21 protein-coding genes and 5 tRNA genes are annotated in these 24905 nt (G+C 62.0%); 6 read left to right on the forward strand and 20 right to left on the reverse strand.

Annotated features, from left to right (window positions below; genetic code table 11):
- Window positions 1-207 precede the first annotated feature (207 nt).
- From J3P84_RS18170 to leuC, 6 genes are all read right to left on the reverse strand, one after another.
- Window positions 208-1218, reverse strand: a complete 1011-nt coding sequence (locus tag J3P84_RS18170; RefSeq protein WP_434624920.1) for an aspartate-semialdehyde dehydrogenase — start codon at window positions 1216-1218, stop codon at window positions 208-210.
- A 264-nt stretch (window positions 1219-1482) separates the two neighbouring features.
- The gene (asd, locus tag J3P84_RS18175; protein WP_434569212.1) at window positions 1483-2595 is read right to left on the reverse strand and encodes an aspartate-semialdehyde dehydrogenase; all 1113 of its coding nucleotides are present in this window, start codon (window positions 2593-2595) and stop codon (window positions 1483-1485) included.
- A 54-nt stretch (window positions 2596-2649) separates the two neighbouring features.
- Window positions 2650-3732, reverse strand: a complete 1083-nt coding sequence (leuB, locus tag J3P84_RS18180; protein ID WP_434624923.1) for a 3-isopropylmalate dehydrogenase — start codon at window positions 3730-3732, stop codon at window positions 2650-2652.
- A gap of 47 nt (window positions 3733-3779) precedes the next feature.
- On the reverse strand, window positions 3780-4544 hold the full coding sequence (locus J3P84_RS18185; protein ID WP_434624926.1) for a class I SAM-dependent methyltransferase: 765 nt from the start codon (window positions 4542-4544) through the stop codon (window positions 3780-3782).
- 138 nt (window positions 4545-4682) lie between these two features.
- Entirely contained in the window at window positions 4683-5327 is a 645-nt protein-coding gene (gene leuD, locus J3P84_RS18190) for a 3-isopropylmalate dehydratase small subunit (RefSeq protein WP_434624928.1), read from the reverse strand.
- Window positions 5328-5338: 11 nt separating this feature from the next.
- Entirely contained in the window at window positions 5339-6757 is a 1419-nt protein-coding gene (gene leuC / locus J3P84_RS18195) for a 3-isopropylmalate dehydratase large subunit (RefSeq protein WP_305495827.1), read from the reverse strand.
- Between the two features lie 157 nt (window positions 6758-6914).
- Between leuC and J3P84_RS18200 the strand changes: the two genes are divergently transcribed.
- Entirely contained in the window at window positions 6915-7805 is an 891-nt protein-coding gene (locus J3P84_RS18200; protein ID WP_434569215.1) for a LysR family transcriptional regulator, read from the forward strand.
- Between the two features lie 67 nt (window positions 7806-7872).
- Window positions 7873-11151, forward strand: a complete 3279-nt coding sequence (locus J3P84_RS18205; RefSeq protein WP_434603479.1) for an EAL domain-containing protein — start codon at window positions 7873-7875, stop codon at window positions 11149-11151.
- Window positions 11152-11363: 212 nt separating this feature from the next.
- Here J3P84_RS18205 and J3P84_RS18210 read toward each other — a convergent pair whose 3' ends face one another.
- From J3P84_RS18210 to uvrB, 11 genes are all read right to left on the reverse strand, one after another.
- Complete coding sequence (locus J3P84_RS18210) at window positions 11364-11816, reverse strand: Hsp20 family protein (protein ID WP_434569217.1); 453 nt, start codon at window positions 11814-11816, stop codon at window positions 11364-11366.
- 118 nt (window positions 11817-11934) lie between these two features.
- Complete coding sequence (locus J3P84_RS18215; protein WP_434624932.1) at window positions 11935-12894, reverse strand: tRNA dihydrouridine synthase; 960 nt, start codon at window positions 12892-12894, stop codon at window positions 11935-11937.
- A gap of 147 nt (window positions 12895-13041) precedes the next feature.
- A complete protein-coding gene (locus J3P84_RS18220) occupies window positions 13042-13527 on the reverse strand; it encodes an acyl-CoA thioesterase (protein ID WP_434624934.1) in 486 nt (161 codons plus the stop codon).
- A gap of 45 nt (window positions 13528-13572) precedes the next feature.
- Window positions 13573-14406 carry an alpha/beta fold hydrolase gene (locus J3P84_RS18225; protein ID WP_434624936.1) on the reverse strand — a complete coding sequence of 278 codons (834 nt, stop codon included), beginning with the start codon at window positions 14404-14406 and terminating at the stop codon, window positions 13573-13575.
- 27 nt (window positions 14407-14433) lie between these two features.
- Window positions 14434-14973, reverse strand: coding sequence for a TetR/AcrR family transcriptional regulator (locus J3P84_RS18230; protein WP_305495839.1), 540 nt, complete (start codon window positions 14971-14973; stop codon window positions 14434-14436).
- A gap of 179 nt (window positions 14974-15152) precedes the next feature.
- A tRNA-Glu gene (locus J3P84_RS18235) sits at window positions 15153-15228 on the reverse strand.
- A 76-nt stretch (window positions 15229-15304) separates the two neighbouring features.
- Window positions 15305-15380 (reverse strand) — tRNA-Ala (locus J3P84_RS18240).
- A gap of 56 nt (window positions 15381-15436) precedes the next feature.
- Window positions 15437-15512: transfer RNA gene (locus J3P84_RS18245), tRNA-Glu, on the reverse strand.
- An 80-nt stretch (window positions 15513-15592) separates the two neighbouring features.
- Window positions 15593-15668: transfer RNA gene (locus tag J3P84_RS18250), tRNA-Ala, on the reverse strand.
- A gap of 146 nt (window positions 15669-15814) precedes the next feature.
- On the reverse strand, window positions 15815-17296 hold the full coding sequence (gene gltX, locus J3P84_RS18255; RefSeq protein WP_434624938.1) for a glutamate--tRNA ligase: 1482 nt from the start codon (window positions 17294-17296) through the stop codon (window positions 15815-15817).
- A 229-nt stretch (window positions 17297-17525) separates the two neighbouring features.
- Entirely contained in the window at window positions 17526-19541 is a 2016-nt protein-coding gene (gene uvrB / locus J3P84_RS18260; RefSeq protein WP_434569222.1) for an excinuclease ABC subunit UvrB, read from the reverse strand.
- Between the two features lie 332 nt (window positions 19542-19873).
- On the opposite strand from uvrB, the gene J3P84_RS18265 reads away from it, so the two are divergent.
- Complete coding sequence (locus J3P84_RS18265; RefSeq protein WP_305495843.1) at window positions 19874-21070, forward strand: amino acid aminotransferase; 1197 nt, start codon at window positions 19874-19876, stop codon at window positions 21068-21070.
- A 251-nt stretch (window positions 21071-21321) separates the two neighbouring features.
- Here the strand turns inward: J3P84_RS18265 and J3P84_RS18270 are convergent, their stop codons facing one another.
- A complete protein-coding gene (locus J3P84_RS18270; protein ID WP_305495845.1) occupies window positions 21322-21549 on the reverse strand; it encodes a hypothetical protein in 228 nt (75 codons plus the stop codon).
- Window positions 21550-21781: 232 nt separating this feature from the next.
- Here J3P84_RS18270 and J3P84_RS18275 point away from each other — a divergent pair.
- From J3P84_RS18275 to J3P84_RS18285, 3 genes are all read left to right on the forward strand, one after another.
- Window positions 21782-21857 (forward strand) — tRNA-Asn (locus tag J3P84_RS18275).
- A gap of 254 nt (window positions 21858-22111) precedes the next feature.
- On the forward strand, window positions 22112-22306 hold the full coding sequence (locus J3P84_RS18280; protein ID WP_305495847.1) for a hypothetical protein: 195 nt from the start codon (window positions 22112-22114) through the stop codon (window positions 22304-22306).
- 89 nt (window positions 22307-22395) lie between these two features.
- Window positions 22396-22578 carry a hypothetical protein gene (locus J3P84_RS18285; protein WP_305495849.1) on the forward strand — a complete coding sequence of 61 codons (183 nt, stop codon included), beginning with the start codon at window positions 22396-22398 and terminating at the stop codon, window positions 22576-22578.
- Here J3P84_RS18285 and J3P84_RS18290 read toward each other — a convergent pair.
- Entirely contained in the window at window positions 22575-23636 is a 1062-nt protein-coding gene (locus J3P84_RS18290; protein ID WP_305495852.1) for an AI-2E family transporter, read from the reverse strand. The genes J3P84_RS18285 and J3P84_RS18290 overlap by 4 nt on opposite strands.
- Before the next feature lie 444 nt (window positions 23637-24080).
- Window positions 24081-24902 (reverse strand): methyl-accepting chemotaxis protein, encoded by an 822-nt coding sequence (locus J3P84_RS18295; protein ID WP_370871133.1) that lies wholly within the window; start codon window positions 24900-24902, stop codon window positions 24081-24083.
- Window positions 24903-24905 lie beyond the last annotated feature (3 nt).

Raw genomic sequence — 24905 nt, forward strand, 5'->3', positions numbered from 1 at the left:
GCCTCTTCCTTTGTTTGAACATTCCTCGGCCAGCGAGAAGGTGTTGATGCCGCTGCCGTAAGGCATTGCGCGCAGCCCCGAAGCGACGGCGCGCGCGATCGTTTCACTCATGCCCGAGGACGCCCCGGGGAGGAGGTTCGCCTTCAGCACTCTGGCCAAGCATAGCGCCCAGCTAGACTCATTCGACAAATTGTTGCCAAGTATCTTTTACAGCAAGTCTTTTATCAACAACTCAGCCACCTGCACGGCATTGAGCGCCGCGCCCTTGCGCACGTTATCCGACGTCAGCCACAGATTCAGTTCCGCCGGATCGTCCACGCCACCGCGCACACGCCCGACATAAACCACATCCTGGCCGACCGCATCGCCCACCGGCGTCGGGTAGTCACCCGCCTCCACCAGCTCAATTCCGGGCGCCGCCTCCAGGGCCGCGTTGACCTTCGCCAGGTCAACGGCGCTCGCGGACTGTACGGTCACGCTAAAGCTATCGCCGAAAAACACCGGCGCTTGAATGCAAGTGACGGAAATCTTTAACAAAGGTTGCGCAAGCACTTGGCGCAGCTCGTGGACCAGGCGCTTCTCCAGCAGCGTATGACCCTGCTCATCCGGGACACCGACCTGGGCCAGCAGGTTGAACGCCATCTGCCGATCGAAGAATTTCGGCTCCAGCGGACGGGCATTGAGCAACTCGGCTGTCTGGCGCGCCAACTCGCTCACCGCTGCGCGCCCCTGGGCGGAGACGGCGAGACTGGCGGTCAGGCTGATGCGTTGCAGGTCCAGGCAATCGCGCAGCGGCGCCAGCACCACGGCGAGCGCAGTGGCCGAGGCGCTGGGGCTGCTGACCTGGAACGGTTTGCTCAGGCCGGCCAGCAACCGGGCGTTGGCCTCTGGCACGATCTGCGGCGCCTGCTCCGGCGGCAGCGCGCCGGAGAGGTCGATCAGCGCACAACCGGCAGCCGTGGCGCGTGGTGCAAAACTCAGGGTGACCGCCGGGCCGGCGGCGAAGAACACCAGTTGGACCTTGCCGAAATCGAATTCATCGACCTCGCGCACCCGCACGTTCTTGCCGCGAAACAGCACCGAGCTTCCCGCCGATTCGCTGCTCGCCAGCAGGTGCAGGGTGCCGATCGGAAAATCCCGCTCTTCGAGGATCTGCACCAGGGTTTCGCCGACAGTACCGGTGGCGCCGATCACGGCAATATCAAAGGACTGGCTCATGGGTCTACCTCAGGTAAAACGTGGGGAGCGGCACTTTACCGGGTGGTGGGGTGGGCAGGCAATTGGCAGGAAATCTCGTGGTGATTGTGCCGGCCTCTTCGCGAGCAGGCTCGCTCCCACAAATGATCTTCAGCGAACACAAAACCTGTGGGAGCGAGCCTGCTCGCGAAGAGGCCAGCTCAGACACCCGACACCTCAAGGCGGTTTTCCAATAAAAAACCCGTGCCTCTCGCAAGGCACGGGTTCTTCAACAGCAGCAACCGATCAACGCTCGAGCAGGATCCGCAGCATGCGCCGCAGCGGCTCGGCCGCGCCCCACAGCAACTGGTCGCCGACGGTGAATGCACCGACGAACTGCGAGCCCATGTTCAGTTTGCGCAGGCGGCCCACCGGCACGTTCAGGGTGCCGGTGACCTTGGTCGGGCTCAGCTCTTGAATGCTGGTTTCGCGGTTGTTCGGCACCAGCTTGACCCAAGGGTTGTGCTGGCTGATCAACCCTTCGATGTCGGCGATCGGCACGTCCTTGTTCAGCTTGATGGTCAGTGCCTGGCTGTGGCAGCGCATGGCGCCGATGCGCACACAGATGCCGTCCACCGGGATCGGGCTCTTGAAGCGACCGAGGATCTTGTTGGTTTCGGCCTGGGCCTTCCACTCTTCACGGCTCTGGCCGTTAGGCAGTTCCTTGTCGATCCACGGGATCAGGCTGCCAGCCAGCGGCACGCCGAAGTTCTCGGTCGGGTAGGCATCGCTGCGCATCGCCTCGGCGACCTTGCGGTCGATGTCGAGGATGGCGCTGGCCGGGTTGGCCAGGTCATCGGCGACAGCGGCGTGGGTCGCGCCCATCTGCTTGATCAGTTCACGCATGTTCTGCGCGCCGGCACCGGAAGCCGCCTGATAGGTCATGGCGCTCATCCACTCGACCAGGCCAGCCTCAAACAGCCCGCCCAGGCCCATCAGCATCAGGCTGACGGTGCAGTTGCCGCCGATGTAGTTCTTGGTGCCCGCGTCCAGTTGCTGGTCGATGACCTTGCGGTTGACCGGGTCGAGGATGATCACCGCGTCATCCTGCATGCGCAGGCTGGAAGCGGCGTCGATCCAGTAACCCTGCCAGCCGGCTTCACGCAGCTTGGGGAACACTTCGCTGGTGTAGTCGCCGCCCTGGCAGGTCAGGATCACGTCGAGGGTCTTGAGCTCTTCGATGCTGTAGGCATCCTTGAGCACACCGGTGTCCTTGCCCACGGACGGGCCCTGGCCACCGACGTTGGAGGTGGTGAAAAACACCGGCTCAATGAGATCGAAATCCTGCTCTTCCAGCATTCGCTGCATGAGCACGGAACCGACCATGCCGCGCCAACCGATCAGACCTACACGTTTCATCGCAACTACACCTATACAAAAGTGGGCCACCGTCGAAGCAGTGGGCCCGAAAGATTACAGATTCCGCAGCGCGGCGACTACTGCATCGCCCATTTGCTGCGTACCGACCTTGGTGCAACCTTGTGACCAGATGTCACCGGTGCGCAAGCCCTGGTCCAGGACCACGCTGACGGATTTTTCAATCGCGTCGGCGGCATCGTTCAAGTTGAAGCTGTAGCGCAGCATCATCGACACCGACAGGATGGTCGCCAACGGGTTGGCAATGCCCTGCCCGGCAATGTCCGGCGCCGAGCCGTGGCACGGCTCGTACATGCCTTTGTTGTTGGCATCCAGGGAGGCCGACGGCAGCATGCCGATGGAACCGGTGAGCATCGACGCTTCGTCGGACAGGATGTCGCCGAACATGTTGTCGGTGACGATCACATCGAACTGCTTCGGCGCGCGCACCAGTTGCATCGCGGCGTTGTCGACGTACATGTGGCTCAGCTCGATGTCCGGATAATCCTTGGCCACCTGCTCGACCACTTCGCGCCACAGTTGGCTGGACGCCAGCACGTTGGCCTTGTCCACCGAGCACAGCTTCTTGCCACGCACGCGGGCCATGTCGAAGCCGACCCGGGCGATACGGCGGATTTCGCTTTCGCTGTACGGCAGGGTGTCGTAGGCCTGGCGCTCGCCGTTTTCCAGCTCACGGGTACCGCGCGGGGCACCGAAGTAGATACCGCCGGTCAGCTCACGCACGATGAGGATGTCCAGGCCGGAGACGATTTCCGGCTTCAGGCTCGATGCATCGGCCAGTTGCGGATAAAGAATCGCCGGACGCAGGTTGCCGAACAGGCCCAGTTGCGCGCGAATCTTCAGCAGCCCGCGTTCGGGGCGGATGTCGCGTTCGATCTTGTCCCATTTCGGCCCGCCCACGGCGCCCAGCAGCACGGCATCGGCGGCACGGGCACGGTCCAGGGTTTCATCGGCCAGCGGCACGCCGTGCTTGTCGATGGCGGCGCCACCGATCACGTCGTGGCTGAGTTCGAAGCCCAGGCCGTACTTGGCGTTCGCCAGCTCCAGGACCTTGACCGCCTCGGCCATGATTTCCGGGCCGATGCCATCACCTGGGAGAATCAGAATCTGCTTGCTCATGCTTTCCTCATTAACTGTCGGCGCCCTTGGGCTAGCCGGGAAAAATGCTATCGCTCGGCCCACAGCACCAGTACATCCGTACTGAACGATCCATCGGCCTCAATCTGAAAATATTCACGCACTTCATCGCCCATCGAGCGCTGCAGCTCCAGAATCGCCGCCCGCATTACCTCCGGAGTACGCATGCGCTCGACCCACGAACGGTATTCCAGGCGCAGACGCTGGCGCGAGGTGGTACGGGTGTGCAGCCCCGCGTCGCTGACCTGCTGCAACCACTCGGCAGCCGAATAGTCGCGCACATGACTGGTGTCCCGCAGCACTTCGACGCTTTGCAGGTAGGTATCGAGCAGCGGCATGCCCGGCGACAGGATATCAATGAACGCCGCTACGCCGCCCGGCTTGAGCACCCGGCGCACTTCCCGCAAAGCCAGGCCCACGTCACTCCAATGATGCGCCGAATAGCGACTGAACACGAAGTCGAACTCGCCGTCGGCGAACGGCAGCCGCTCGGCGGCGCCACGTACCGTGCCGATATTGCCCAGGCCACGCTCGGCCGCCGCCGCGGCAACCACGTCGAGCATCTGTTGGGACAGGTCGTAGGCCACCACCTCGCCGGCCAGCGGCGCCACATGGAAGCTCACATGCCCGGCGCCACAGCCCAGGTCCAGCACACGGGCATTGGCGTGACCGGCCAGCTCGGCCTGCAGCAGCACGAATTCGGCGCCCTGGGCATGCACGGCGCTGCTCAGGTAGGCCGAGGCCTGTTCGCCGAATTGCTTTTGTACGACTTGGCTGTGGGCGGTGCTGGTCATGGGATGTCCTTGTGGTTTTATATTGCCTGGGCGGGCGCCATCGCGAGCAAGCTCGCTCCCACAGGGGTTTTGTGAACGCCGCAAATCCAATGTGGGAGCGAGCTTGCTCGCGATGGCGTCTTTACGCCTTACGCAAAATCAAGCATCACGAAACAACCAAGGCTGGCTCGCCCGGTGCTTGGCTTCGAACGCGGCAATCGCCTCGCCGTCCTGCAGGGTCAGGCCGATGTCGTCCAGGCCGTTGAGCAGGCAGTGCTTGCGGAACGCGTCGATTTCAAAACCCAGCACCTTGCCGTCGGGACGGGTCACGGTCTGGGCCGCCAGGTCGATCTGCAGTTGATAGCCAGGGTTGGCCTCGACCTGCTGGAACAGCTCGTCCACTTCGGCATCGCTGAGAATGATCGGCAGCAGGCCGTTCTTGAAGCTGTTGTTGAAGAATATGTCGGCGTAGCTCGGCGCGATGATGCTGCGAAAACCGTACTCTTCCAGGGCCCATGGCGCGTGCTCGCGGCTCGAGCCGCAACCGAAGTTCTCGCGGGCCAGCAATACGCTGGCGCCTTGGTAACGCGCGGCATTGAGCACGAAGTCCTTGTTCAACGGCCGCTTGGAGTTGTCCTGGTACGGCTGGCCCACATCCAGGTAACGCCATTCGTCAAACAGGTTCGGGCCGAAGCCGGTGCGTTTGATGGACTTCAGGAATTGCTTGGGGATGATCTGGTCGGTGTCGACGTTGGCACGATCCAAAGGCGCGACAAGACCGGTGTGCTGGGTGAAAGCTTTCATGCTGCGCTCCTTCAGATCAATTCGCGGACATCGACAAAACGGCCGTTGACGGCAGCGGCGGCGGCCATCGCCGGGCTCACCAGGTGCGTACGCCCACCGGCGCCCTGGCGGCCTTCGAAGTTTCGGTTGGACGTCGAGGCGCAGTGCTCGCCCGACTCCAGGCGATCCGGGTTCATCGCCAGGCACATCGAGCAGCCTGGCTCGCGCCATTCGAAACCGGCCTCGAGGAAAATCTTGTCCAGCCCTTCCGCTTCGGCCTGGGCTTTCACCAGCCCCGAGCCCGGCACCACGATCGCCTGCTTGATCGTCGAGGCAACCTTGCGGCCCTTGGCGATCACGGCGGCGGCGCGCAAGTCTTCGATCCGCGAGTTGGTGCAGGAGCCGATGAACACACGGTCGAGCTGAATGTCGGTGATCGCCTGGTTGGCGCTCAGGCCCATGTATTTCAAGGCGCGGACGATGGAGTCACGCTTGACCAGGTCCATTTCCTTGGCCGGATCCGGCACGTTCTGGTCCACGGCCAGGACCATTTCCGGCGACGTGCCCCAGCTGACTTGCGGCTTGATCTGCGTCGCGTCGAGCTCGACCACGGTGTCGAACCTGGCGTCCGGGTCGGAGACCAGGTCTTTCCAGGCTTCGACCGCCATGTCCCATTCGGCGCCTTTCGGGGAGAACGGCCGGCCCTTGACGTATTCCACGGTTTTTTCATCGGCGGCCACCAGGCCGACGCGGGCGCCGGCTTCGATGGACATGTTGCAGATGGTCATGCGGCCTTCGACGGACAAATCGCGGATCGCGCTACCGGCGAATTCGATGGCGTGGCCATTACCGCCGGCGGTGCCGATCTTGCCGATCACGGCCAGGACGATGTCCTTGGCGGTCACGCCGAAAGGCAGCTTGCCCTCGACGCGCACCAGCATGTTTTTCATTTTCTTGGCGACCAGGCACTGGGTAGCGAGCACGTGCTCGACCTCGGAGGTGCCGATACCGTGGGCCAGCGCACCAAAGGCGCCGTGGGTCGAGGTATGCGAGTCACCACAGACCACGGTCATGCCCGGCAAGGTCGCGCCCTGCTCCGGGCCGATCACGTGGACGATGCCCTGGCGGACGTCATTCATCTTGAATTCGACGATGCCGTATTCATCACAGTTGTCGTCAAGGGTCTGGACTTGCAGGCGCGAAACCTGGTCGGCAATGGCTTCGATGCCACCCTTGCGCTCCGGCGTGGTCGGCACGTTGTGGTCCGGGGTCGCGATGTTGGCATCGATGCGCCAAGGCTTGCGCCCGGCCAGACGCAGACCTTCGAAGGCTTGCGGCGAGGTCACTTCGTGAATGATGTGGCGGTCGATGTAGATCAGCGCCGAGCCATCGTCGCGCTGCTTGACCAAATGCGAATCCCAGAGCTTGTCGTAGAGCGTTTTGCCGGCCATCAGACGGTTTCCTCATCAGCTTGTTTCTATGCCCTGGGTTCTGAGCGGATCAATAACCCCTTGGCTTGTGAGGCTGATGGTAAGAGGCTACATTAAATAACTCAAATTCATATTTTTCATGCTTTGCATAACCAACTGGAATCCGACCAGAAACGCCATGGACCTCGCCAACCTCAATGCCTTTATTGCCATTGCTGAAACCGGCAGTTTTTCCGGTGCCGGTGAACGCCTGCACCTGACGCAACCGGCCATCAGCAAGCGTATCGCCGGCCTCGAGCAGCAGCTCAACGTGCGCCTGTTCGACCGTCTGGGCCGGGAAGTGAGCCTGACCGAAGCCGGTCGGGCCCTGCTGCCACGGGCCTATCAGATTCTCAACGTGCTGGACGACACCCGCCGCGCCCTGACCAACCTGACCGGCGAAGTGACCGGGCGCCTGACCCTCGCCACCAGCCACCATATCGGCTTGCACCGGCTGCCACCGCTGTTGCGGGAGTTCACCCGACGCTACCCGCAGGTGGCACTGGATATTCAGTTCCTGGATTCGGAAGTGGCCTACGAGGAAATTCTCCATGGCCGGGCGGAACTGGCGGTCATCACCCTGGCCCCCGAGCCCCACACGCTGGTACGGGCCACGCCGGTGTGGGACGACCCGCTGGATTTCGTGGTGGCGCCGGAACACGCCCTGCTGGAAAACAGCGCCGTCAGCCTGGCGGACATTGCCCTTCATCCGGCGGTTTTCCCGGGAGGCAACACGTTTACCCACCACATCGTGCAGCGGCTGTTCGAAGCCCAGGGCCTGACGCCGAACATCGCAATGAGCACGAATTATCTGGAAACCATAAAGATGATGGTGTCCATCGGCCTGGCCTGGAGCGTTTTGCCGCGCACGATGCTTGATGATCAAGTGGCGCGTGTGCCTTTGCCGGGCATACAGCTCAGTCGCCAGCTAGGCTATATCCTGCACACCGAAAGGACGCTGTCGAACGCTGCACGGGCTTTCATGGCTCTATTGGACGCACAAATCGATCTGCCAGGGACAAGGGCATAAGTTGTGCTAATCCTACAGGGCCATTACGCCTGCGCCTAACACCCAACCGCCCAAGGCCCGCTAGAGAATGCCCAAACCCGCCGACCATACTCCGCCCCTGCCGCGTATCCAGGCGCTCGACCCGAAACGGTCGGAGCAAAGCTGGGAAAGCGCGCCACAGTTGCTCGCCGCCCTGAACGGAGCGCGGCTGGGGGCCTGGTCGTGGGACATCGATACCGGCCAGATCAGCTGGTCCCGAGGCACCCAGGCGTTGTTCGGCTTCGACCCGCGCCAGCCATTGCCGGCGGACGTCGACTACCTCGACCTGCTGCTGCCCGAGGATCGGGCCAGGGCCGTGCGGGCCTTCCATGCAGCCGTGTCCGGCGTGCCGCTGGAACAGGCGATGCACCACCGCATCGTCTGGCCCGATGGCAGCCTGCACTGGCTGGAAATCAGTGGCAGCGTACTGCCTGACAAGCACGGTCGCCCGCGCATGATCGGGGTGATCCGCGAAATCACCCACCAGCGCGAACGGGAACAGGCGCTGCGCAGCTCGGAGAAACGCTTCGCGACACTGTTCCACCTGTGCCCGAACATGGTCCTGCTGACCCGCCAGGAAGATGGGCTGATCAGCGAAGCCAACCAGTATTTCGAAAGCCTGTTCGGCTGGCCGGTCCACAATGTGATCGGCCGCACCACCCTGGAACTGGGCCTGTGGGTCGACCCCACGCAGCGCGCCAAACTGGTAGAGGCCACCAAGGCCAAGGGCGAGCTGGTGAGCATGGAAGTGCAATTCCGCGCCAGTAACGGCCAGGTCCACAACGGTATCCTCAGCGCCCAGAAAGTCGAACTCGAAGGCCAGCCTTATTTACTGAGCACCTTCCTCGACACCACCGAACGCAAACTTGCCGAACAGGCCCTCAAGGACAGCCAGGAGCGCCTGGACCTGGCCCTCGACTCGGCGCAACTGGGTACCTGGGACTGGCACATCCCCAGCGGCATGCTCTACGGCTCGGCCCGGGCCGCGCAGCTCCATGGCCTGGAGCCCCAGGCGTTCCACGAATCGTTCGATGCGTTTTTCGAGGGCGTGCCTACCGAAGAACGCAACAACATGCGCAACGCCTACCGCAGCCTGCGTGAAGGCCCGGCGGGCAATTACCAGCTGACCTACCGCGTGCAACTGCCGGACGGCAGCTCGCGTTACCTGGAAAGTCGCGCCCGTCTCTACCGCAACGACGACGGCAGCCCGCTGCGCATGGCCGGCACCTTGCTCGACATCACCGACCAGGTGGAGCGCGAACAGAGCCTGGCGGCTTCGGAAGAAAAATTCGCCACGTTGTTCCAGGTCAGCCCCGATCCGATTTGCCTTACCCACCAGGACGACGGCACGTTCCTGGAAATAAACTCCAGTTTTACCCAGACATTCGGCTGGGCGGCCAATGATGTGCTGGGCCGCAGCGCCGACGAGATCGGCCTGTGGGAAGCTTCGGGCAGCAGCCTGCAGCGCATCGAACGGGTGATCCGCGAGCAGTCGCTGAGCAATGTCGCCATCGTCGTCCACCACAAGAACGGCCAGCCGCTGACCTGCGTGATCTCCAGCCGGCAGATCAGTGTCGGCAACCAGCCCTGCATCGTCACCACCCTGCGGGACATCACCCAGCAACAACGCTCCGAAGCGGCACTGAAAGCCAGCGAGGAAAAATTCGCCAAGGCATTCCACTCCAGCCCCGACGCGATCACCATTACCGAATGCGAAAGCGGCCGCTACCTTGAGGTCAACGATGGCTTCTGTCGCCTGACCGGTTATCGCGCCGACGAAGTCATCGGCCATACCGTCTACGAGGTCGGCATCTGGGCCGAAGAAAAGCAACGGACGGCGCTGCTCGCCGAATTGCAGCTCAAGGGCCGCGTTCTCCACCAGGAAATGCTCGGGCGCAACAAGCGCGGGGAAATCCTCACGGTGGAAGTATCGGTCGAGCCCATCACGCTCAACGAAACCGCGTGCCTGCTGCTGACCGCCCGTGACGTGAGCCTGCTGCGCAACGCCGAGGCGCAGATCCGTCACCTCGCCTATCACGACCCGCTGACCAACCTGCCCAACCGCGCGCTGCTGCTGGACCGGCTCAGCCAGCAGATCGCCCTGCTCAAGCGGCATAACCTGCGAGGGGCCTTGCTGTTCCTCGACCTCGACCATTTCAAGCACATCAATGATTCGCTCGGCCATCCGGTTGGCGACACGGTGCTGAAGATCATCACCGCGCGCCTCGAAGCCAGCGTGCGCCTCGAAGACACCGTGGCGCGCCTGGGCGGCGATGAATTCGTCGTGCTCCTCAGCGGCCTGGAGGGCACGCGTGGCGCGGTCAGCCAGCAGGTGCAGACCCTGGCCGACACCCTTCGCGAACTGCTCTCCGAGCCGATGTTTCTCGATGGGCAACGACTGCAAGTCACCCCCAGCATCGGCATGGCGCTGATACCGGACCACGGCTCCACGCCCACTGACCTGCTCAAGCGCGCCGATATCGCCCTGTACCGCGCCAAGGATTCGGGACGCAATACCTCGCAGATGTTCCACGCCACCATGCAAAAAGCCGCCAGCGAACGGCTGCGCATGGAAACCGACCTGCGCCAGGCCCTGGCTCGCAACGAGTTCAGCGTGCATTTCCAGCCACAGGTCGATGCCCGGGACAACCGCATCGTTGGCGCCGAAGCCCTGGTGCGCTGGCATCATCCGGACCTGGGCGCGCAATCACCCAATGAGTTCATCAAGGTGCTGGAGGACAGCGGCCTGATCCTGGAAGTCGGCACCTGGATCCTCGACGAAGCCTGCGATGGCTTCAAACAACTGATCGCCAAGGGCAAGGTCGACCCCCGACGGTTCAAACTGTGCGTGAATATCAGCCCCCGGCAGTTCCGCCAGAGCGACTTCGTCGAGCGCATCGAAACCAGCCTCGCCAGCCATGGCCTGCCCTATTCCCTGCTGAAGCTGGAAATCACCGAAGGCATCGTGATCCACAACCTGGACGACACCATCGGCAAGATGCGCCGCCTGAAGAAATTGGGGGTGAGCTTTGCCATGGACGACTTCGGCACCGGTTATTCATCGCTGACTTACCTCAAGCGCCTGCCGGTGGACACGCTGAAAATCGACCAGTCGTTCGTACGTGACGCCACCAGTGACCCCAACGACGCCGAGATCATCCGCGCCATCGTCGCCATGGCCCGCAGCCTGAATCTGGAAATGATTGCCGAAGGCGTCGAGACGCTGGAGCAACTGAAGTTTTTGCAGGGGCTCGATTGTCATTTGTACCAGGGTTACCTGCACAGCCGGCCATTGCCGCTGGAGGCGTTCGAGCGGTTGTTGCCTTAGCTAGGAGCTTTTGTGGCGAGGGAGCTTGCTCCCGCTGGGGTGCGCAGCAGCCCTGAAACCTGCCACCTCGGTGTATCAGGTCGGTTTGAGTCGTACCATTTGGGGCCGCTTCGCGGCCCAGCGGGAGCAAGCTCCCTCGCCACAATTTATCCTTCACTGCTTGCCAAGACAAAAAAGGGCGCCATTCGGCGCCCTTCTTCAACTGCGATGCATCAATTTTCCAGCGCGGCTTGCTGTTGCGCACCGTTGATCGGGATGCGCTTGGCTTTCGCCTCTTCCGGCACCACACGCAACAGGTCGATGCTCAACAGACCGTTGCTCAGGCCGGCGGATTTGATCTCGATATGATCCGCCAACCGGAAGGACAGCTTGAACGCACGCTGGGCGATGCCCTGGTGCAGGAAGGTGACGCTGTCGTTGCTGGCCTCGCGCTTGCCGCCGCTGATGGTCAGCACACCTTTTTCCACTTGCAGGTCCAGGTCCTCTTCGCGGAAACCGGCGGCGGCGACTACGATGCGGTATTCGTCATCGCCATGTTTTTCCACGTTGTAGGGTGGATAGCTGCTGCCCGGTTCGTTACGCAGCGCGGTTTCGAACAGGTCGTTGAAACGGTCGAAGCCCACCGAGGAACGGAACAGAGGGGCCAGCGAAAATGCAGTACTCATGATTCAAATCTCCTGAAAGTTCAGCAAGTTTTTTTGTCTCCGCGACCCGAATCCGGCATCGCGTACTCCCTATCTAGGGACCGCCAAATACTTTTCAAGAGCTTTTTCGGAAATTTTTTCAGGCCGCTTCCGTGCGCTGCACACCCAGCAAACGACCCACTGCGTCCAGGTCGGTTTCCCGGCGCAGGGCACTGAACAGCTCGACCGCCTCGGGGTAGTTGCGGGTCAACATCGCCAGCCACTGCTTCAACCGACCGGGCGCCTGGCGTGGCGTCAGTTGCTCGACCACTTGCACCCAGAAGTCCTGGAGCATCGGCTGCAGTTCAGCCCAGGACATCTCGACCACCTCCTCGCCGGCCCGGGCGGCGGCGATCTGCCGAGCCAGGTCAGGGCGGGAAACCAGGCCGCGGCCGAGCATGATGTCTTCAACGCCGCTGATTTCCCGGCAACGACGCCAGTCTTCCACGCTCCAGATATCACCGTTGGCGAACACCGGTACCTTAACCACGTCCTGGACCCGCGGAATCCATTCCCAGTGGGCCGGCGGCTTGTAGCCGTCAACCTTGGTCCGCGCATGCACGACGATGTGCGCCGCGCCGCCCTCGGCCAGGGCCGTGGCGCAGACCAGCGCGCCGTCCGGGCTGTCGAAGCCCAGGCGCATCTTGGCGGTGACGGGGATGTGTTTCGGCACCGCGCGGCGGACATGCTCGACGATCTGGTTGAGCAGCTCCGGTTCCTTGAGCAACACCGCCCCGCCCCGGGATTTGTTCACGGTTTTGGCCGGGCACCCAAAATTCAAGTCGATGACTTCCGAGCCCAGCTCACAGGCCAGCGCGGCGTTTTCCGCCAGGCACACCGGATCGGAACCCAGCAACTGCACCCGCAACGGCACTCCGGCAGCCGTCCTGGCACCGGTCAGCAGTTCAGGGCCGAGCTTATGGAAGTAGGCCGGCGTGAGCAGACGGTCGTTGACGCGGATGAACTCGGTGACACACCAGTCGATACCGCCAACACGGGTCAGGACGTCCCGCAGGATGTTGTCGACCAACCCCTCCATGGGCGCCAGGGCAATTTGCATGGAAAACACACTCAACGAAAAAACGTGCGGCAGTTTAGCGGATTTTGCTCACCTATCCGGCATTCACCACAAAACCTGTGAGGTGCCCAAAAACTTGAGCTCACCACTTTTCACTGTGGGAGCGAGCCTGCTCGCGAAAGCGGTGGCTCAGCTTGCAAAGCTGTTGGATGTTTCGCCGCCTTCGCGAGCAGGCTCGCTCCCACAGGGGTTCAGCGCCACTGCGTAGCCCTCGATAAACTCCGGCGGCATGCGCTTGGGCCTGCCGGTGGACAGTTCGATGCAGACGAAAGTGGTCTGGGCGCGCAGTAATGTGGCGTTGTCGCTGGGGCGGACCAGTTGAAAGTGTCGGGTCATTTTCAGCCGCTGATCCCAGTCGACGATCCAGGTCGCCAACTGCAATTCGTCGCCTTCATAAGCCGCCGCCAGGTAATCGATCTCATGCCGCACCACCGCCATGGCCCGGTCAAGCCGGCGGTACTCCACCAGGTCCAGGCCCAGGCGCTGGGAATGGCGCCACGCGCAGCGCTCCAGCCAGGTAACGTACACCGCATTATTGGCGTGACCCAGCCCGTCGATGTCTTCGGCATTCACTTGAAGATCAATGATGAACGGCGTTGCCCGATCCCAGCCCATGCCCGTCTCCTGGTCGAATTTGGATCGGCGCAGTGTACCGGAAGCTCAGGCCGATTGCCGCGCCTGCAGGCTGCGTCCGGCCAGCAGTGATAACACACCATCAATGACACGGGGATCGGCCAGTACCCGTTGATGCCCGCCCTGCCCCAGGCGCAGCAAGCGGCTGTCGAACCAGGCTTCATGGATCAGTTGTGATTCCTTGACCGATACCGAAGTATCGTCCTCGGCGTGGACAATCAAGCCAGGAATATCCAGCTGATATTGCGCGACATCCATCTTCGAAGCCTGCATGCCGACGTCCTGCTCCACCTGGCGAATAAAGGCCGAACGCGCCCTGGGTGGCAACCCCATCATCCGCGCGAAGCCACGCAGGACGCCGAGGATACGCGCCGGCGCGGCGATGCTGACCAGTGTCTCGGTCCGCAACCCAAGCTGAACCGCCAGCATGGCACTGGCGCCGCCCATGGAGTGGCCGATCACTGCTTGCAACGGCGGCAACTCGGCTGCGGCTTCAAGCATCGCCCTGGCGAACAGCAGCACATTGGCCTCGCGACCCGGCGAGCGACCATGGGCCGGCCCATCCAGCGCCACCACCGTGTAACCGTCCTCCACCAGCGCATTGATCAATGCCGCGAACTGCGTCGGGCGCCCTTCCCAGCCGTGCATCAGCAGCACCGCCGGGCCTTTGCCCCAGCGCAACGCAGACAGGCCGAAGCGCAAGGTGATGCGCTCGGACGAGGCCAGCAATGGCAGCTCCCAGTCCCGCGGCGGCAGGGCCCGAGGACTCATGAACACTCTGCGCATTTGTTTCGCTACCAGGCGCGGGGCTATCCGGCCAAGCGTGCCATTGACACCACGAATCCAGCTCAACCTGTCCATGCTCATCTCCAGGGCTTGCGCCTTAGCTCAGCGCACCGCCGACTTGGCGGCGCGCAGCAAACGATCCGATAACTCGCCCGGGCCCAACGCCCGGGCCAGGGCCAGGCCGCCGACCATCAAGGCGATGTCGGCCAGGGCTTTATCCGCATCCTCGGGGCTGGCGGCCAACTGCGCGACCATCAGCTCGATATGCTCACTGAGAACCTCACGAAACGCGTCCGGCAGTCGCCCGAGCTCGCCGACCGAGGCCGGGATCGGGCACGCCTGCTCGGTGGAATCACGATGTTTGCGCGACAGGTAGAACGCCGCGACCAACGCGCGCCGCTCTTCGCCTGTCAGCTCGGCATCCATGTCGGCGATCAGGCCACGGCGGCGATTGAGCAGTTGCTTGAACGCCTCCAGCATCAAGGCGTCCTTGCTTTCGAAGTGGGCATAAAAACCGCCCACCGTCAGCCCTGCCGCGCCCATCACCTCGCCCACGCTCGGCTCGGCCGGCCCGCGCTGGATCAGCGCATCGCTGGCGGCCTTGAGAATGCGTTCACGGGTTTGTGCTTTTTTATCGCTCATCGCTGCCTCCGAATATTACGATTGAAATATTATCCACATAATAATTTTCCGCAAGCGAAATCTTCACCGCTGGTCGGAAGGATTCATCGAGGATAAGGGAATTGGCTGAACGCCAGACAAACAAAAGGGCCATTCAAGAATTGAATGACCCTTATAAAATCCCGCATAGCGGGTAATCGTGGCGTCCCCTAGGGGACTCGAACCCCTGTTACCGCCGTGAAAGGGCGGTGTCCTAGGCCACTAGACGAAGGGGACACAAACCTTCTGAACATGATCAGCGCTGAGAACTGATCGCTTCAAGGCCGGTGTGGCCAGACCTCGAAGTGTAAATTGGTGGAGCTAGACGGGATCGAACCGTCGACCTCTTGCATGCCATGCAAGCGCTCTCCCAGCTGAGCTATAGCCCCGGATTTTTCGCCTCGCGGCGGAGCGACATCCTGCTGCAACATCGCTTCTGTAAAACTGGCGTCCCCTAGGGGACTCGAACCCCTGTTACCGCCGTGAAAGGGCGGTGTCCTAGGCCACTAGACGAAGGGGACGCAAACCCTTCTAACATCTGATCAACGCTGAGTGTTGATCGCTTCAAGGCCGGTGTGGCCAGGCCTTGAAGTGTAAAAATTGGTGGAGCTAGACGGGATCGAACCGTCGACCTCTTGCATGCCATGCAAGCGCTCTCCCAGCTGAGCTATAGCCCCTCATCGCTGAGGACGGGGCGAATCTTAAGGGCGTATCCGAGGGCTGTCAAATTTATTTTCAACAAAATTGAAAATTTTTTGCCGGGATAACAATCACTTACCGACAAACCCCGGAAAACCGGGGTATGCCTTGTTCCATCGACCGCTCAGGCAATCGCGCCCAGCAGTTTTTCCCACTCCTTGTTCTCCTTCTTCGACACGCCACCGAGCAGATCAATGGCCTGGCGCAGACGGAAACGGGTCAGGTCCGGCCCGAGGATTTCCATCGCATCGAGCACCGACACCGAGCTCGCCTGGCCGGTGATCGCGGCAAACATCAGCGGCATCGCATCGCGCAATTTCAGCTCCAGGTGTTCAACCACCGCCTGGATGGTCGCGGTGATGCTGTCCTTTTCCCACTGGCGCAGGCTTTCCAGCTTCCACAAGATCAATTGCATCAACTGCCGCACCTGATCGCCGGAGAGTTTCTTCGATTCGAACAGCTTCACATCCGGGGTAACGCCACCGGCAAAAAAGAACCCGGCCAATGGCGCGATCTGGCTGAAGGTCTCTACCCTGCCCTGCACGTGCGGGGCGATCTTCATCATGTACTCGGGGTTGAACGCCCACTTCTGCACCCGCGCGGCAAACTCTTCCACCGGCAGGTCGCGCAGCCACTGGCCGTTGAGCCAGGACAGCTTCTCGACGTCGAAGATCGGCCCGCCCAGGGAGACGCGGGACAGGTCGAAGTGCTCGACCATCTCCTCCAGCGAGAACTTCTCGCGCTCGTCCGGCATCGACCAGCCCATGCGGCCCAGGTAGTTGAGCATCGCCTCGGGCATGAAGCCCATGCGCTCGTAGAAGGTCACCGAGGTCGGATTCTTGCGCTTGGACAGCTTGCTCTTGTCCGGGTTACGCAGCAGCGGCATGTAGCACAACTGCGGTTGCTCCCAGCCGAAGTACTCATAGAGCAGGATCAGTTTCGGTGCCGAGGGCAGCCATTCTTCGCCGCGCAGCACATGGGTGATGCCCATCAGATGGTCGTCGACCACGTTGGCCAGGAAGTACGTCGGCAGGCCGTCGGTCTTCATCAGCACTTGCATGTCCATGCGGTCCCATGGGATCTCGACATCGCCACGCAACATGTCCGGCACCACGCAGACGCCCTCGCTCGGCACCTTCATGCGGATCACATGAGGTTCGCCCGCGGCCAGGCGACGGTTGACTTCTTCCTTCGACAGCAGCAGCGCACGGCCGTCGTAGCGCGGGGTCTCGCCCCGGGCGATTTGCTCGGCGCGCATCTGGTCCAATTCTTCGGCGGTGCAGAAGCAAGGAAACGCGTGGCCCATGTCCACCAACTGCTGGCAGTACTGCTTGTAGATCTCGCCACGCTCGCTCTGGCGGTACGGACCGTGCGGCCCGCCGACGTCCGGACCTTCGCTCCAGTCGATGCCGAGCCAGCGCAGGGCGTCGAATATCTGCTGTTCCGACTCGCGGGTCGAACGCAACTGATCGGTGTCCTCGATCCGCAGGATGAACTCACCGCCGTGCTGCTTGGCAAAGCAATAGTTGAACAAGGCGATGTAAGCGGTGCCGACATGGGGATCGCCAGTAGGCGAAGGCGCGATGCGGGTACGGACGGTGGTCATGGCATGTCTCGGAAAGAATATAAAAGCGAAGATGAAACAGGGGGCGAATGGTAACAGGCGATGATGGGCGGGCTCCAGTGAGAGGGGATTTGTGTGGCCAACATTAAGACTGAGCTGCCCCATTCGCGAGCAGGCTCGCTCCCACAATGGACCGCATCCAGTCCAGACGACTTGGTTTCCTGTGGGAGCGAGCCTGCTCGCGAAGAGGCCTGTGAGGACACCTCAATACTCAGACAGTCAACAACCGCTCACGCAACTTGCCAATCTCGTCACGCAACTGCGCCGCTGCTTCGAACTCCAGATCCCGGGCGAGCTGGTACATCTTCTCTTCCAACTGCCGGATACGCTTGGTGATTTCGCTCGGTGAACGCAGTTCGGCTTCGTAGCGGGCGCTCTCTTCGGCGGCCTTGGCCATGCCCTTGCGCTTTTTGCTGCGCGAACCGGGCACGGTGGCGCCTTCCATGATGTCGGCGACATCCTTGAACACGCCCTTGGGCGTGATGCCATTGGCCAGGTTGAAAGCGATCTGCTTGTCGCGACGGCGCTCGGTCTCGCCGATAGCGCGCTCCATCGAGCCGGTGATGCGATCGGCATACAGGATCGCCCGGCCGTTGAGGTTACGCGCCGCGCGACCGATGGTCTGGATCAACGAGCGCTCGGAACGCAGGAAACCTTCCTTGTCCGCGTCGAGAATCGCCACCAGCGACACCTCGGGCATGTCCAGGCCTTCACGCAGCAAGTTGATCCCCACCAGGACGTCGAAGGTGCCCAGGCGCAGGTCGCGGATGATCTCGACCCGCTCCACCGTGTCGATATCCGAGTGCAGGTAACGCACCCGCACGCCGTGGTCGGCGAGGTAGTCGGTGAGGTCTTCGGCCATGCGCTTGGTCAGCGTGGTCACCAGCACCCGCTCCTCCACCGCCACGCGCTTGGTGATCTCCGAGAGCAGGTCATCGACCTGAGTCAGCGCCGGGCGCACCTCGACCTGCGGGTCCACCAGCCCGGTCGGCCGCACCACTTGCTCGACCACCCGTCCGGCGTGCTCGGCTTCGTAGTTGCCGGGCGTGGCCGAGACGAAAATCGTCTGCGGGCTCACGCCTTCCCATTCGTCGAAGCGCATCGGCCGGTTATCCAGCGCCGAGGGCAGGCGGAAGCCATATTCCACCAGGGTTTCCTTGCGCGAACGGTCGCCTTTGTACATGGCCCCGACCTGAGGCACGCTGACGTGGGATTCGTCGATCACCAGCAGGGCATCGGCCGGCAAATAGTCATACAACGTGGGCGGCGGCGCACCCGCCGGACGACCCGACAGGTAGCGCGAGTAGTTCTCGATGCCGTTGCAGTAGCCCAGCTCCAGGATCATTTCCAGGTCGAACCGGGTCCGCTGCTCCAGACGCTGGGCTTCCACCAGTTTGTTGTTCGAACGCAGGTATTCCAGGCGTTCCTGCAACTCGGCCTTGATGCCCTCGATGGCGCCCAACAGGGTTTCCCGCGGCGTCACGTAGTGGCTCTTGGGGTAGAACGTGAAGCGTGGCAGTTTGCGGATCACCTCGCCGGTCAGCGGATCGAACGCCGAGATGCTCTCCACCTCGTCATCGAACAGCTCGATACGAATCGCTTCCAGGTCCGATTCGGCCGGATAGATGTCGATCACATCGCCGCGCACCCGAAACGTGGCCCGGGCGAAGTCCATGTCGTTGCGGGTGTATTGCAAGTCCGCCAGGCGCCGGAGCAAGGCGCGCTGGTCGAGTTTGTCGCCACGATCCACGTGCAGGACCATTTTCAGATAGGTTTCCGGGCTGCCCAGACCGTAGATGCACGACACCGTGGTGACGATGATGGCGTCCTTGCGCTCAAGCAACGCCTTGGTCGCCGACAGCCGCATCTGTTCGATGTGGTCGTTGATCGAGGCGTCCTTCTCGATGAAGGTGTCCGACGAAGGCACATAAGCCTCGGGCTGGTAGTAGTCGTAGTAGGAGACGAAATACTCGACCGCGTTGTTCGGGAAAAACGCCTTGAACTCGCCATACAACTGCGCCGCCAGGGTCTTGTTAGGCGCCAGCACCAGGGTCGGCCGCTGCACCTGGGCGATCACGTTGGCGATACTGAACGTCTTGCCCGAGCCGGTCACACCGAGCAAGGTCTGGTGCGCCAGCCCGGCCTCGATGCCTTCCACCATCAGGCGGATGGCTTCCGGCTGGTCGCCGGCGGGCTGGAAGCGAGTGACTAGCTGGAATTCAGACATGACATAACCCCTGGGTTCACTCCCGTCGGCCAGGCGACAGGAACGAGAAAGACCGAAGCGACTGACGTCGCCCGAGGAAAAAGCTGGAATGCACACAATGTGGAGGTGATTGCCTTCGCTTTCAAGACGAACGTCCTACACGCCTTGCAGACTTTGACGCTGCGAAGGGACTAACGGTCGAAAAAAATCGAAAATACTTACGCTAAACGCCGAATAGCCTGTCGCCCTGTCCGGTGATGGCCTCTATACTAGCTCCCCGTTTGTGCACCGCTCTAGTGCATTCGGCTGGAGCGCGACACGTCCTCTCACCCTCCATTCAGAGCCGCGCAATAATGAGCCTGTTTTCCGCTGTCGAATTGGCACCACGCGACCCCATCCTGGGCCTCAACGAAGCTTTCAACGCCGACCCCCGTACCAATAAGGTCAACCTGGGCGTGGGTGTTTACTGCAACGAGGAAGGGCGCATTCCGTTGCTGCGCGCCGTGGTCGAAGCCGAGACGATTCGCGTGGCTCAGCATGTTTCTCGCGGCTACCTGCCGATCGACGGCATTGCCGCCTATGACCAGGCAGTCCAGACCCTGCTGTTCGGCAAGGATTCCCCGCTGATCGCATCGGGCCGCGTCATTACCACCCAGGCCGTGGGCGGCACGGGCGCACTGAAAATCGGTGCCGACTTCCTCAAGCAATTGCTGCCAGACGCGGTCGTGGCCATCAGCGACCCAAGCTGGGAAAACCACCGCGCGCTGTTCGAAACCGCCGGTTTCCCGGTGCAGAACTATCGCTACTACGACGCCGCTACCCACGACGTGAACCGCAGCGGCCTGCTGGAAGACCTCAACGCCCTGCCCGACCGTTCGATCGTTGTGCTGCATGCCTGCTGCCACAACCCGACCGGCGTGGACCTGAGCCCGGAAGACTGGAAAAACGTCCTGGCCGTGGTCAAGGCCAAGAACCACGTGCCGTTTCTGGACATGGCCTACCAGGGCTTCGGCAAAGGCATCGACGAAGACGCGGCGGCCGTGCGCCTGTTCGCCGAGTCGGGCCTGACCTTCTTCGCCTCCAGCTCGTTCTCCAAGTCGTTCTCCCTGTACGGCGAGCGTGTCGGCGCGCTGTCGATTGTCAGCGAGTCGAAGGAAGAAAGCACCCGCGTGCTGTCCCAGGTCAAGCGCGTGATCCGCACCAACTACTCCAACCCGCCGACCCACGGCGCCAGTATCGTCGCCGCCGTGCTCAACAGCCCTGAGCTGCGCGCACAGTGGGAAGAAGAGCTGGCCGAAATGCGCCTGCGCATTCGTGGCATGCGTGAGCAGATGGTCGACATGCTGGCCAAGGCCGCGCCGCATCACGACTTCAGCTTCGTCGCCCGCCAGAGCGGGATGTTCTCCTACTCCGGCCTGACCGTTGAACAAGTGACCCGCCTGCGCAACGAGTTCGGCATCTATGCCCTGGACACCGGCCGCATCTGCGTGGCCGCGCTGAACCAGAACAACATCGATGCGGTGACCAAGGCCATCGTCCAGGTGATCTGACGCTCGATGAAATGAAAAACGGGAAGCCTTCGAGCTTCCCGTTTTTTTTCGGTTGAATCCGCCCCCGTGGCGAGGGAGCTTGCTCCCGCTGGGCTGCAGAGCAGCCCCAAAATCAGCCACCGCGGGATATCAGCCTGGTTGGTTGGAACAGCCTGGGGCTGCTTCGCAACCCAGCGGGAGCAAGCTCCCTCGCCACAAAAGCGGGCCAGAAAAGGCAGGCCACAAAGCAGCGAACGAAATGCTCGTCGAGCCTACAGCTCCGTCGCCCGCTGGCTCGCCGCATCGTCGTAGATGACATACAACGACTCGGCGACCTGGCTCTTGATCGCCTTGGTACTTTCGAGCCCCAGGACAAATCCCTCGGCCTTGCCACCGGCGCGGTTCAGTTCTTCCGGGGTGCTGGCCTGGGTGATGGCGTCGTACAGCTTTTCAGCGTGAGGCCCCACGCCCTTGGGCAGACTGATCTGGGCGGTGCTCACAGGAACACCTCGGTGCAATCGATTGTGTGAAGTGGTAACAGATGGTTCATGGCGCGTCCCTTGATGTCGGCGAATGGCCGGCAGCGCGTCCTGCCACTTCCGGGCGACCATGGTAGCCTCTCTCGCCGTCGCGGTAACTGCCAATTGTTGATTGGTCACCGATGGGCTTCAAGCCGCTCCGTACGCAACAGATGCTTGACTTCTCTTTTCCAATCAGTAACATACGCGCCATTCCGCGATAGCTCAGTTGGTAGAGCAAGTGACTGTTAATCACTGGGTCCCTGGTTCGAGTCCAGGTCGTGGAGCCAGACAGCAACAGAAAAAGCCCCTGAATCGAAAGATCCAGGGGCTTTTTTGTGGGCGTTTTTCAGCCAAACGGCGACTGATCGCCGTATACCGCCTGGCTGAGGTCGCTACCGGAACAATAATCTGGCGCCAACCAGGCACTATGGTCTGAATCCTGCTTTATGTTTTGACGACTCAAGCTGTCACGAGCGTGTCATGGCAGTGCCGCAAACTGTCAACGTCCGCCGCCGCAGCTCATAACAACAAGGACGAAGCCATGCCCACACAAAATCCCCACCGCATCGTCGGCCTGTGCACTTCCAGCAAGGTCTACAACGTACTGACCGAGCTCAAGCACCTGGAAGGCCACCGCAGCGCCAAGTTCCTTTCCCTGCTCGCGGAAAACCTGGTTCGCAAGGGCCTGCTCAATGAACAGGAAGTGGTGCACATGCTCGATCTGGTGGTCGATTGAGCGGCATCGATTCCGACTATTGAAGCGGTTGATTTTTCCCCATCCCGCATGAGCCGTAAGGTAACCCCATCGACTGATGGAGGTTTCCCATGCCCAAGGTTCAAATCATGTCTGTCATTGGCAGCGCCGTCCCCGCCCCACTTCGGGAGCGCGGACTGTTGGCTTGCTGGTATCTGGTGCAGGATGGCGTCACCGTCAGCGGCCCGCTGACTTCCCTGCCCGCCGCCCAGGCCCTGTCGCAACGTATCGGTCCGTACCTGTTGAGCGCCTAGGGCAACTGCACCCGCGGCTTGCCCTCGACGAACAGCGCCCAGCAGGACATGAACAGCGCGGCGATCAGTGGCCCGATGACAAAACCATTGAGGCCGAATACGGCCAACCCACCAAGCGTCGAAATCAGGACCATGTAGTCGGGCATCTTGGTGTCCTTGCCGACGAGGATCGGGCGCAGGAAGTTGTCCACCAGGCCGATCACGAAGACCCCGAACAGCGCCAGCACCACGCCCTGCCAGATCGCCCCCGACAGCAGGAAATACACCGCCACTGGCACCCAGACAATGCCCGCCCCCACCGCCGGCAGCAGCGACAGGAAAGCCATCAGCACCGCCCACGGCAACACCGTCGGGATACCCAGGATCCAGAAAATCAGGCCGCCCAGGGCGCCCTGAGTGATCGCCACCAACAGGTTGCCCTTCACCGTCGCCCGCACCACCCGGTTGAACTTCAATTGCAGGCGGCGCTTCTGGTGCTCGGCAAGCGGAACGGCCGAGCGCACCTTGCGCACCAGCTCCGCGCCGTCACGCAGGAAAAAGAACAACAGGTAGAGCATCACGAAGAAGCTCACCAGAAACTGGAACGTACCCTGGCCGAAACTGAACGCCTGGGTGGCGAAAAATTCGCTGCCCTGCATGGCGCTCTTGACGATCTTGTCTCGCAGGCCACTCAGGTTGCCCAGGCCGAAGCGGTCGAGCAGGTGCTGGAAGAACGGCGGCAACGCCTCCTTGAAACGCGCCAGGTAGTCGGCGACGTCCAGCTCGCCACTTTCCAGGCTCTTGTACAGCGCCGCCCCTTCCTGGACGAGCAAGGTACTGATGACGATCACCGGCAAAATGGCGATCACCACGCAGATGCTCAGGGTGAACAGTGCCGTGACATTGCGCGGCCAGCCGAACTTGAACTGCAAGCGACGTTGCAGCGGCGCAAAGACGATGCCCAGGATGACGGCCCAAAATACCGCCCCATAAAACGGCAGCAGAATCCAGACGAAGGCAATGCTGACCAGGATCAGCAACAGCATCTGCGACTTGTTTTGGAGGTTCTTTCGGTTCATGTGCTTTCCATGTCATTGGCAGATAGACATTAGTCCGCCAGGACTCGCCGGAGTGCCGTCGCGTCTGCCATATGCCGGCCTTCGAGGTCGCGCCGGGGGATGGGAATGTGGTTCGGGCTGTTGATGCGCGATGCGCGCGAGCTGCCTGCCTGATTACTGTGGCGAGGGGATTTATCCCCGCTGGGCTGCGAAGCAGCCCCTAAGACAGACTGCGCGGAACATCAGGCAAGTCGTATTGGCTTTTTTTGGGGCCGCTTCGCAGCCCAACGGGGATAAATCCCCTCGCCACAACAGTGCACGACATGAATCGACGGAACGATTTGCCCGGCAGAAACTGCCGAAGGCTGCGATCCTCCGCTTCCGATAGGGCCTGGTAGCCCAGGCGAAAACATCTGGATCGAAAGCGAAAGATCGCAGCCTTCGGCAGCTCCTGCTGCGCTCGGATCAGATCCGGAACTGCCCCACCAGTTTGCCCAGGCGCTGGCCCAGATCGGCCAGGCTGCGAGAAGTCTGGGCGCTGAGCTGGGTTTCGTCGGCGACAGTGTCCACCGCCACGGCAATCTGATGCACGCTGCGGTTGATTTCTTCAGCCACCGCGGTCTGCTCCTCGGCGGCGCTGGCGATCTGAGCGTTCATCGAGTTGATGGTGCCGATCAGTTGCGCCATGGTGTCGAGGGAGGCGCCCGCCTCGTTGGCCCGTTCCGAGGTGCCGTCGCCGGCCTCGCTGGAACGGCGCATCGCTTCCACCGCGGCATGGGTACCCGATTGCAGGCGATCGATCATGCCCTGGATTTCCTGGGTGCTTTGCTGGGTCCGGCTGGCGAGGGCGCGGACTTCGTCGGCCACCACCGCAAACCCGCGGCCCGCCTCACCGGCACGCGCAGCCTCGATGGCCGCGTTGAGGGCCAGGAGGTTGGTTTGCTCGGCAATCGAACGGATCACACCGAGTACGCTGACAATCGAGGCCACGTCCTGTTGCAGGCTGTCCAGGGACACGCCGCTGCTGCGGATATCGTTCACCAGCGCGTGAATTTGCTGGATGCTGCCGGCCACCACGCGCTTGGCGGACTGGCCTTCTTCATCGGTCTGCTGGGCCGCGACGGCTGCGCCCTGGGCACTGCGGGCGACTTCCTGGGCGGCGGAGGACATTTCGTTGATCGCCGTGGCGACCTGGTCGGTCTCGTGGCGCTGGCGCTCCATGGCCTGCTCGGAACGCTGGGCCTGCTCGGACACTTGCGTCACCAGGCCAGTCAGTTGCGACGTCATGTC

The organism is Pseudomonas sp. Z1-29 (genome assembly GCF_051131995.1).
Taxonomy (GTDB): Bacteria; Pseudomonadota; Gammaproteobacteria; order Pseudomonadales; family Pseudomonadaceae; genus Aquipseudomonas.

Excerpts from the sequence above, each read along its gene's own strand:
- J3P84_RS18170 (WP_434624920.1), bottom strand. The coding sequence starts at position 1,218 with ATGAGCCAGTCCTTTGATATTGCCGTGATCGGCGCCACCGGTACTGTC.
- asd (WP_434569212.1), bottom strand. The coding sequence starts at position 2,595 with ATGAAACGTGTAGGTCTGATCGGTTGGCGCGGCATGGTCGGTTCCGTG.
- leuB (WP_434624923.1), bottom strand. The coding sequence starts at position 3,732 with ATGAGCAAGCAGATTCTGATTCTCCCAGGTGATGGCATCGGCCCGGAA.
- J3P84_RS18185 (WP_434624926.1), bottom strand. The coding sequence starts at position 4,544 with ATGACCAGCACCGCCCACAGCCAAGTCGTACAAAAGCAATTCGGCGAA.
- leuD (WP_434624928.1), bottom strand. The coding sequence starts at position 5,327 with ATGAAAGCTTTCACCCAGCACACCGGTCTTGTCGCGCCTTTGGATCGT.
- leuC (WP_305495827.1), bottom strand. The coding sequence starts at position 6,757 with ATGGCCGGCAAAACGCTCTACGACAAGCTCTGGGATTCGCATTTGGTC.
- J3P84_RS18200 (WP_434569215.1), top strand. The coding sequence starts at position 6,915 with ATGGACCTCGCCAACCTCAATGCCTTTATTGCCATTGCTGAAACCGGC.
- J3P84_RS18205 (WP_434603479.1), top strand. The coding sequence starts at position 7,873 with ATGCCCAAACCCGCCGACCATACTCCGCCCCTGCCGCGTATCCAGGCG.
- J3P84_RS18210 (WP_434569217.1), bottom strand. The coding sequence starts at position 11,816 with ATGAGTACTGCATTTTCGCTGGCCCCTCTGTTCCGTTCCTCGGTGGGC.
- J3P84_RS18215 (WP_434624932.1), bottom strand. The coding sequence starts at position 12,894 with ATGCAAATTGCCCTGGCGCCCATGGAGGGGTTGGTCGACAACATCCTG.
- J3P84_RS18220 (WP_434624934.1), bottom strand. The coding sequence starts at position 13,527 with ATGGGCTGGGATCGGGCAACGCCGTTCATCATTGATCTTCAAGTGAAT.
- J3P84_RS18225 (WP_434624936.1), bottom strand. The coding sequence starts at position 14,406 with ATGGACAGGTTGAGCTGGATTCGTGGTGTCAATGGCACGCTTGGCCGG.
- J3P84_RS18230 (WP_305495839.1), bottom strand. The coding sequence starts at position 14,973 with ATGAGCGATAAAAAAGCACAAACCCGTGAACGCATTCTCAAGGCCGCC.
- gltX (WP_434624938.1), bottom strand. The coding sequence starts at position 17,296 with ATGACCACCGTCCGTACCCGCATCGCGCCTTCGCCTACTGGCGATCCC.
- uvrB (WP_434569222.1), bottom strand. The coding sequence starts at position 19,541 with ATGTCTGAATTCCAGCTAGTCACTCGCTTCCAGCCCGCCGGCGACCAG.
- J3P84_RS18265 (WP_305495843.1), top strand. The coding sequence starts at position 19,874 with ATGAGCCTGTTTTCCGCTGTCGAATTGGCACCACGCGACCCCATCCTG.
- J3P84_RS18280 (WP_305495847.1), top strand. The coding sequence starts at position 22,112 with ATGCCCACACAAAATCCCCACCGCATCGTCGGCCTGTGCACTTCCAGC.
- J3P84_RS18285 (WP_305495849.1), top strand. The coding sequence starts at position 22,396 with ATGCCCAAGGTTCAAATCATGTCTGTCATTGGCAGCGCCGTCCCCGCC.
- J3P84_RS18290 (WP_305495852.1), bottom strand. The coding sequence starts at position 23,636 with ATGAACCGAAAGAACCTCCAAAACAAGTCGCAGATGCTGTTGCTGATC.
- J3P84_RS18295 (WP_370871133.1), bottom strand. The coding sequence starts at position 24,902 with ATGACGTCGCAACTGACTGGCCTGGTGACGCAAGTGTCCGAGCAGGCC.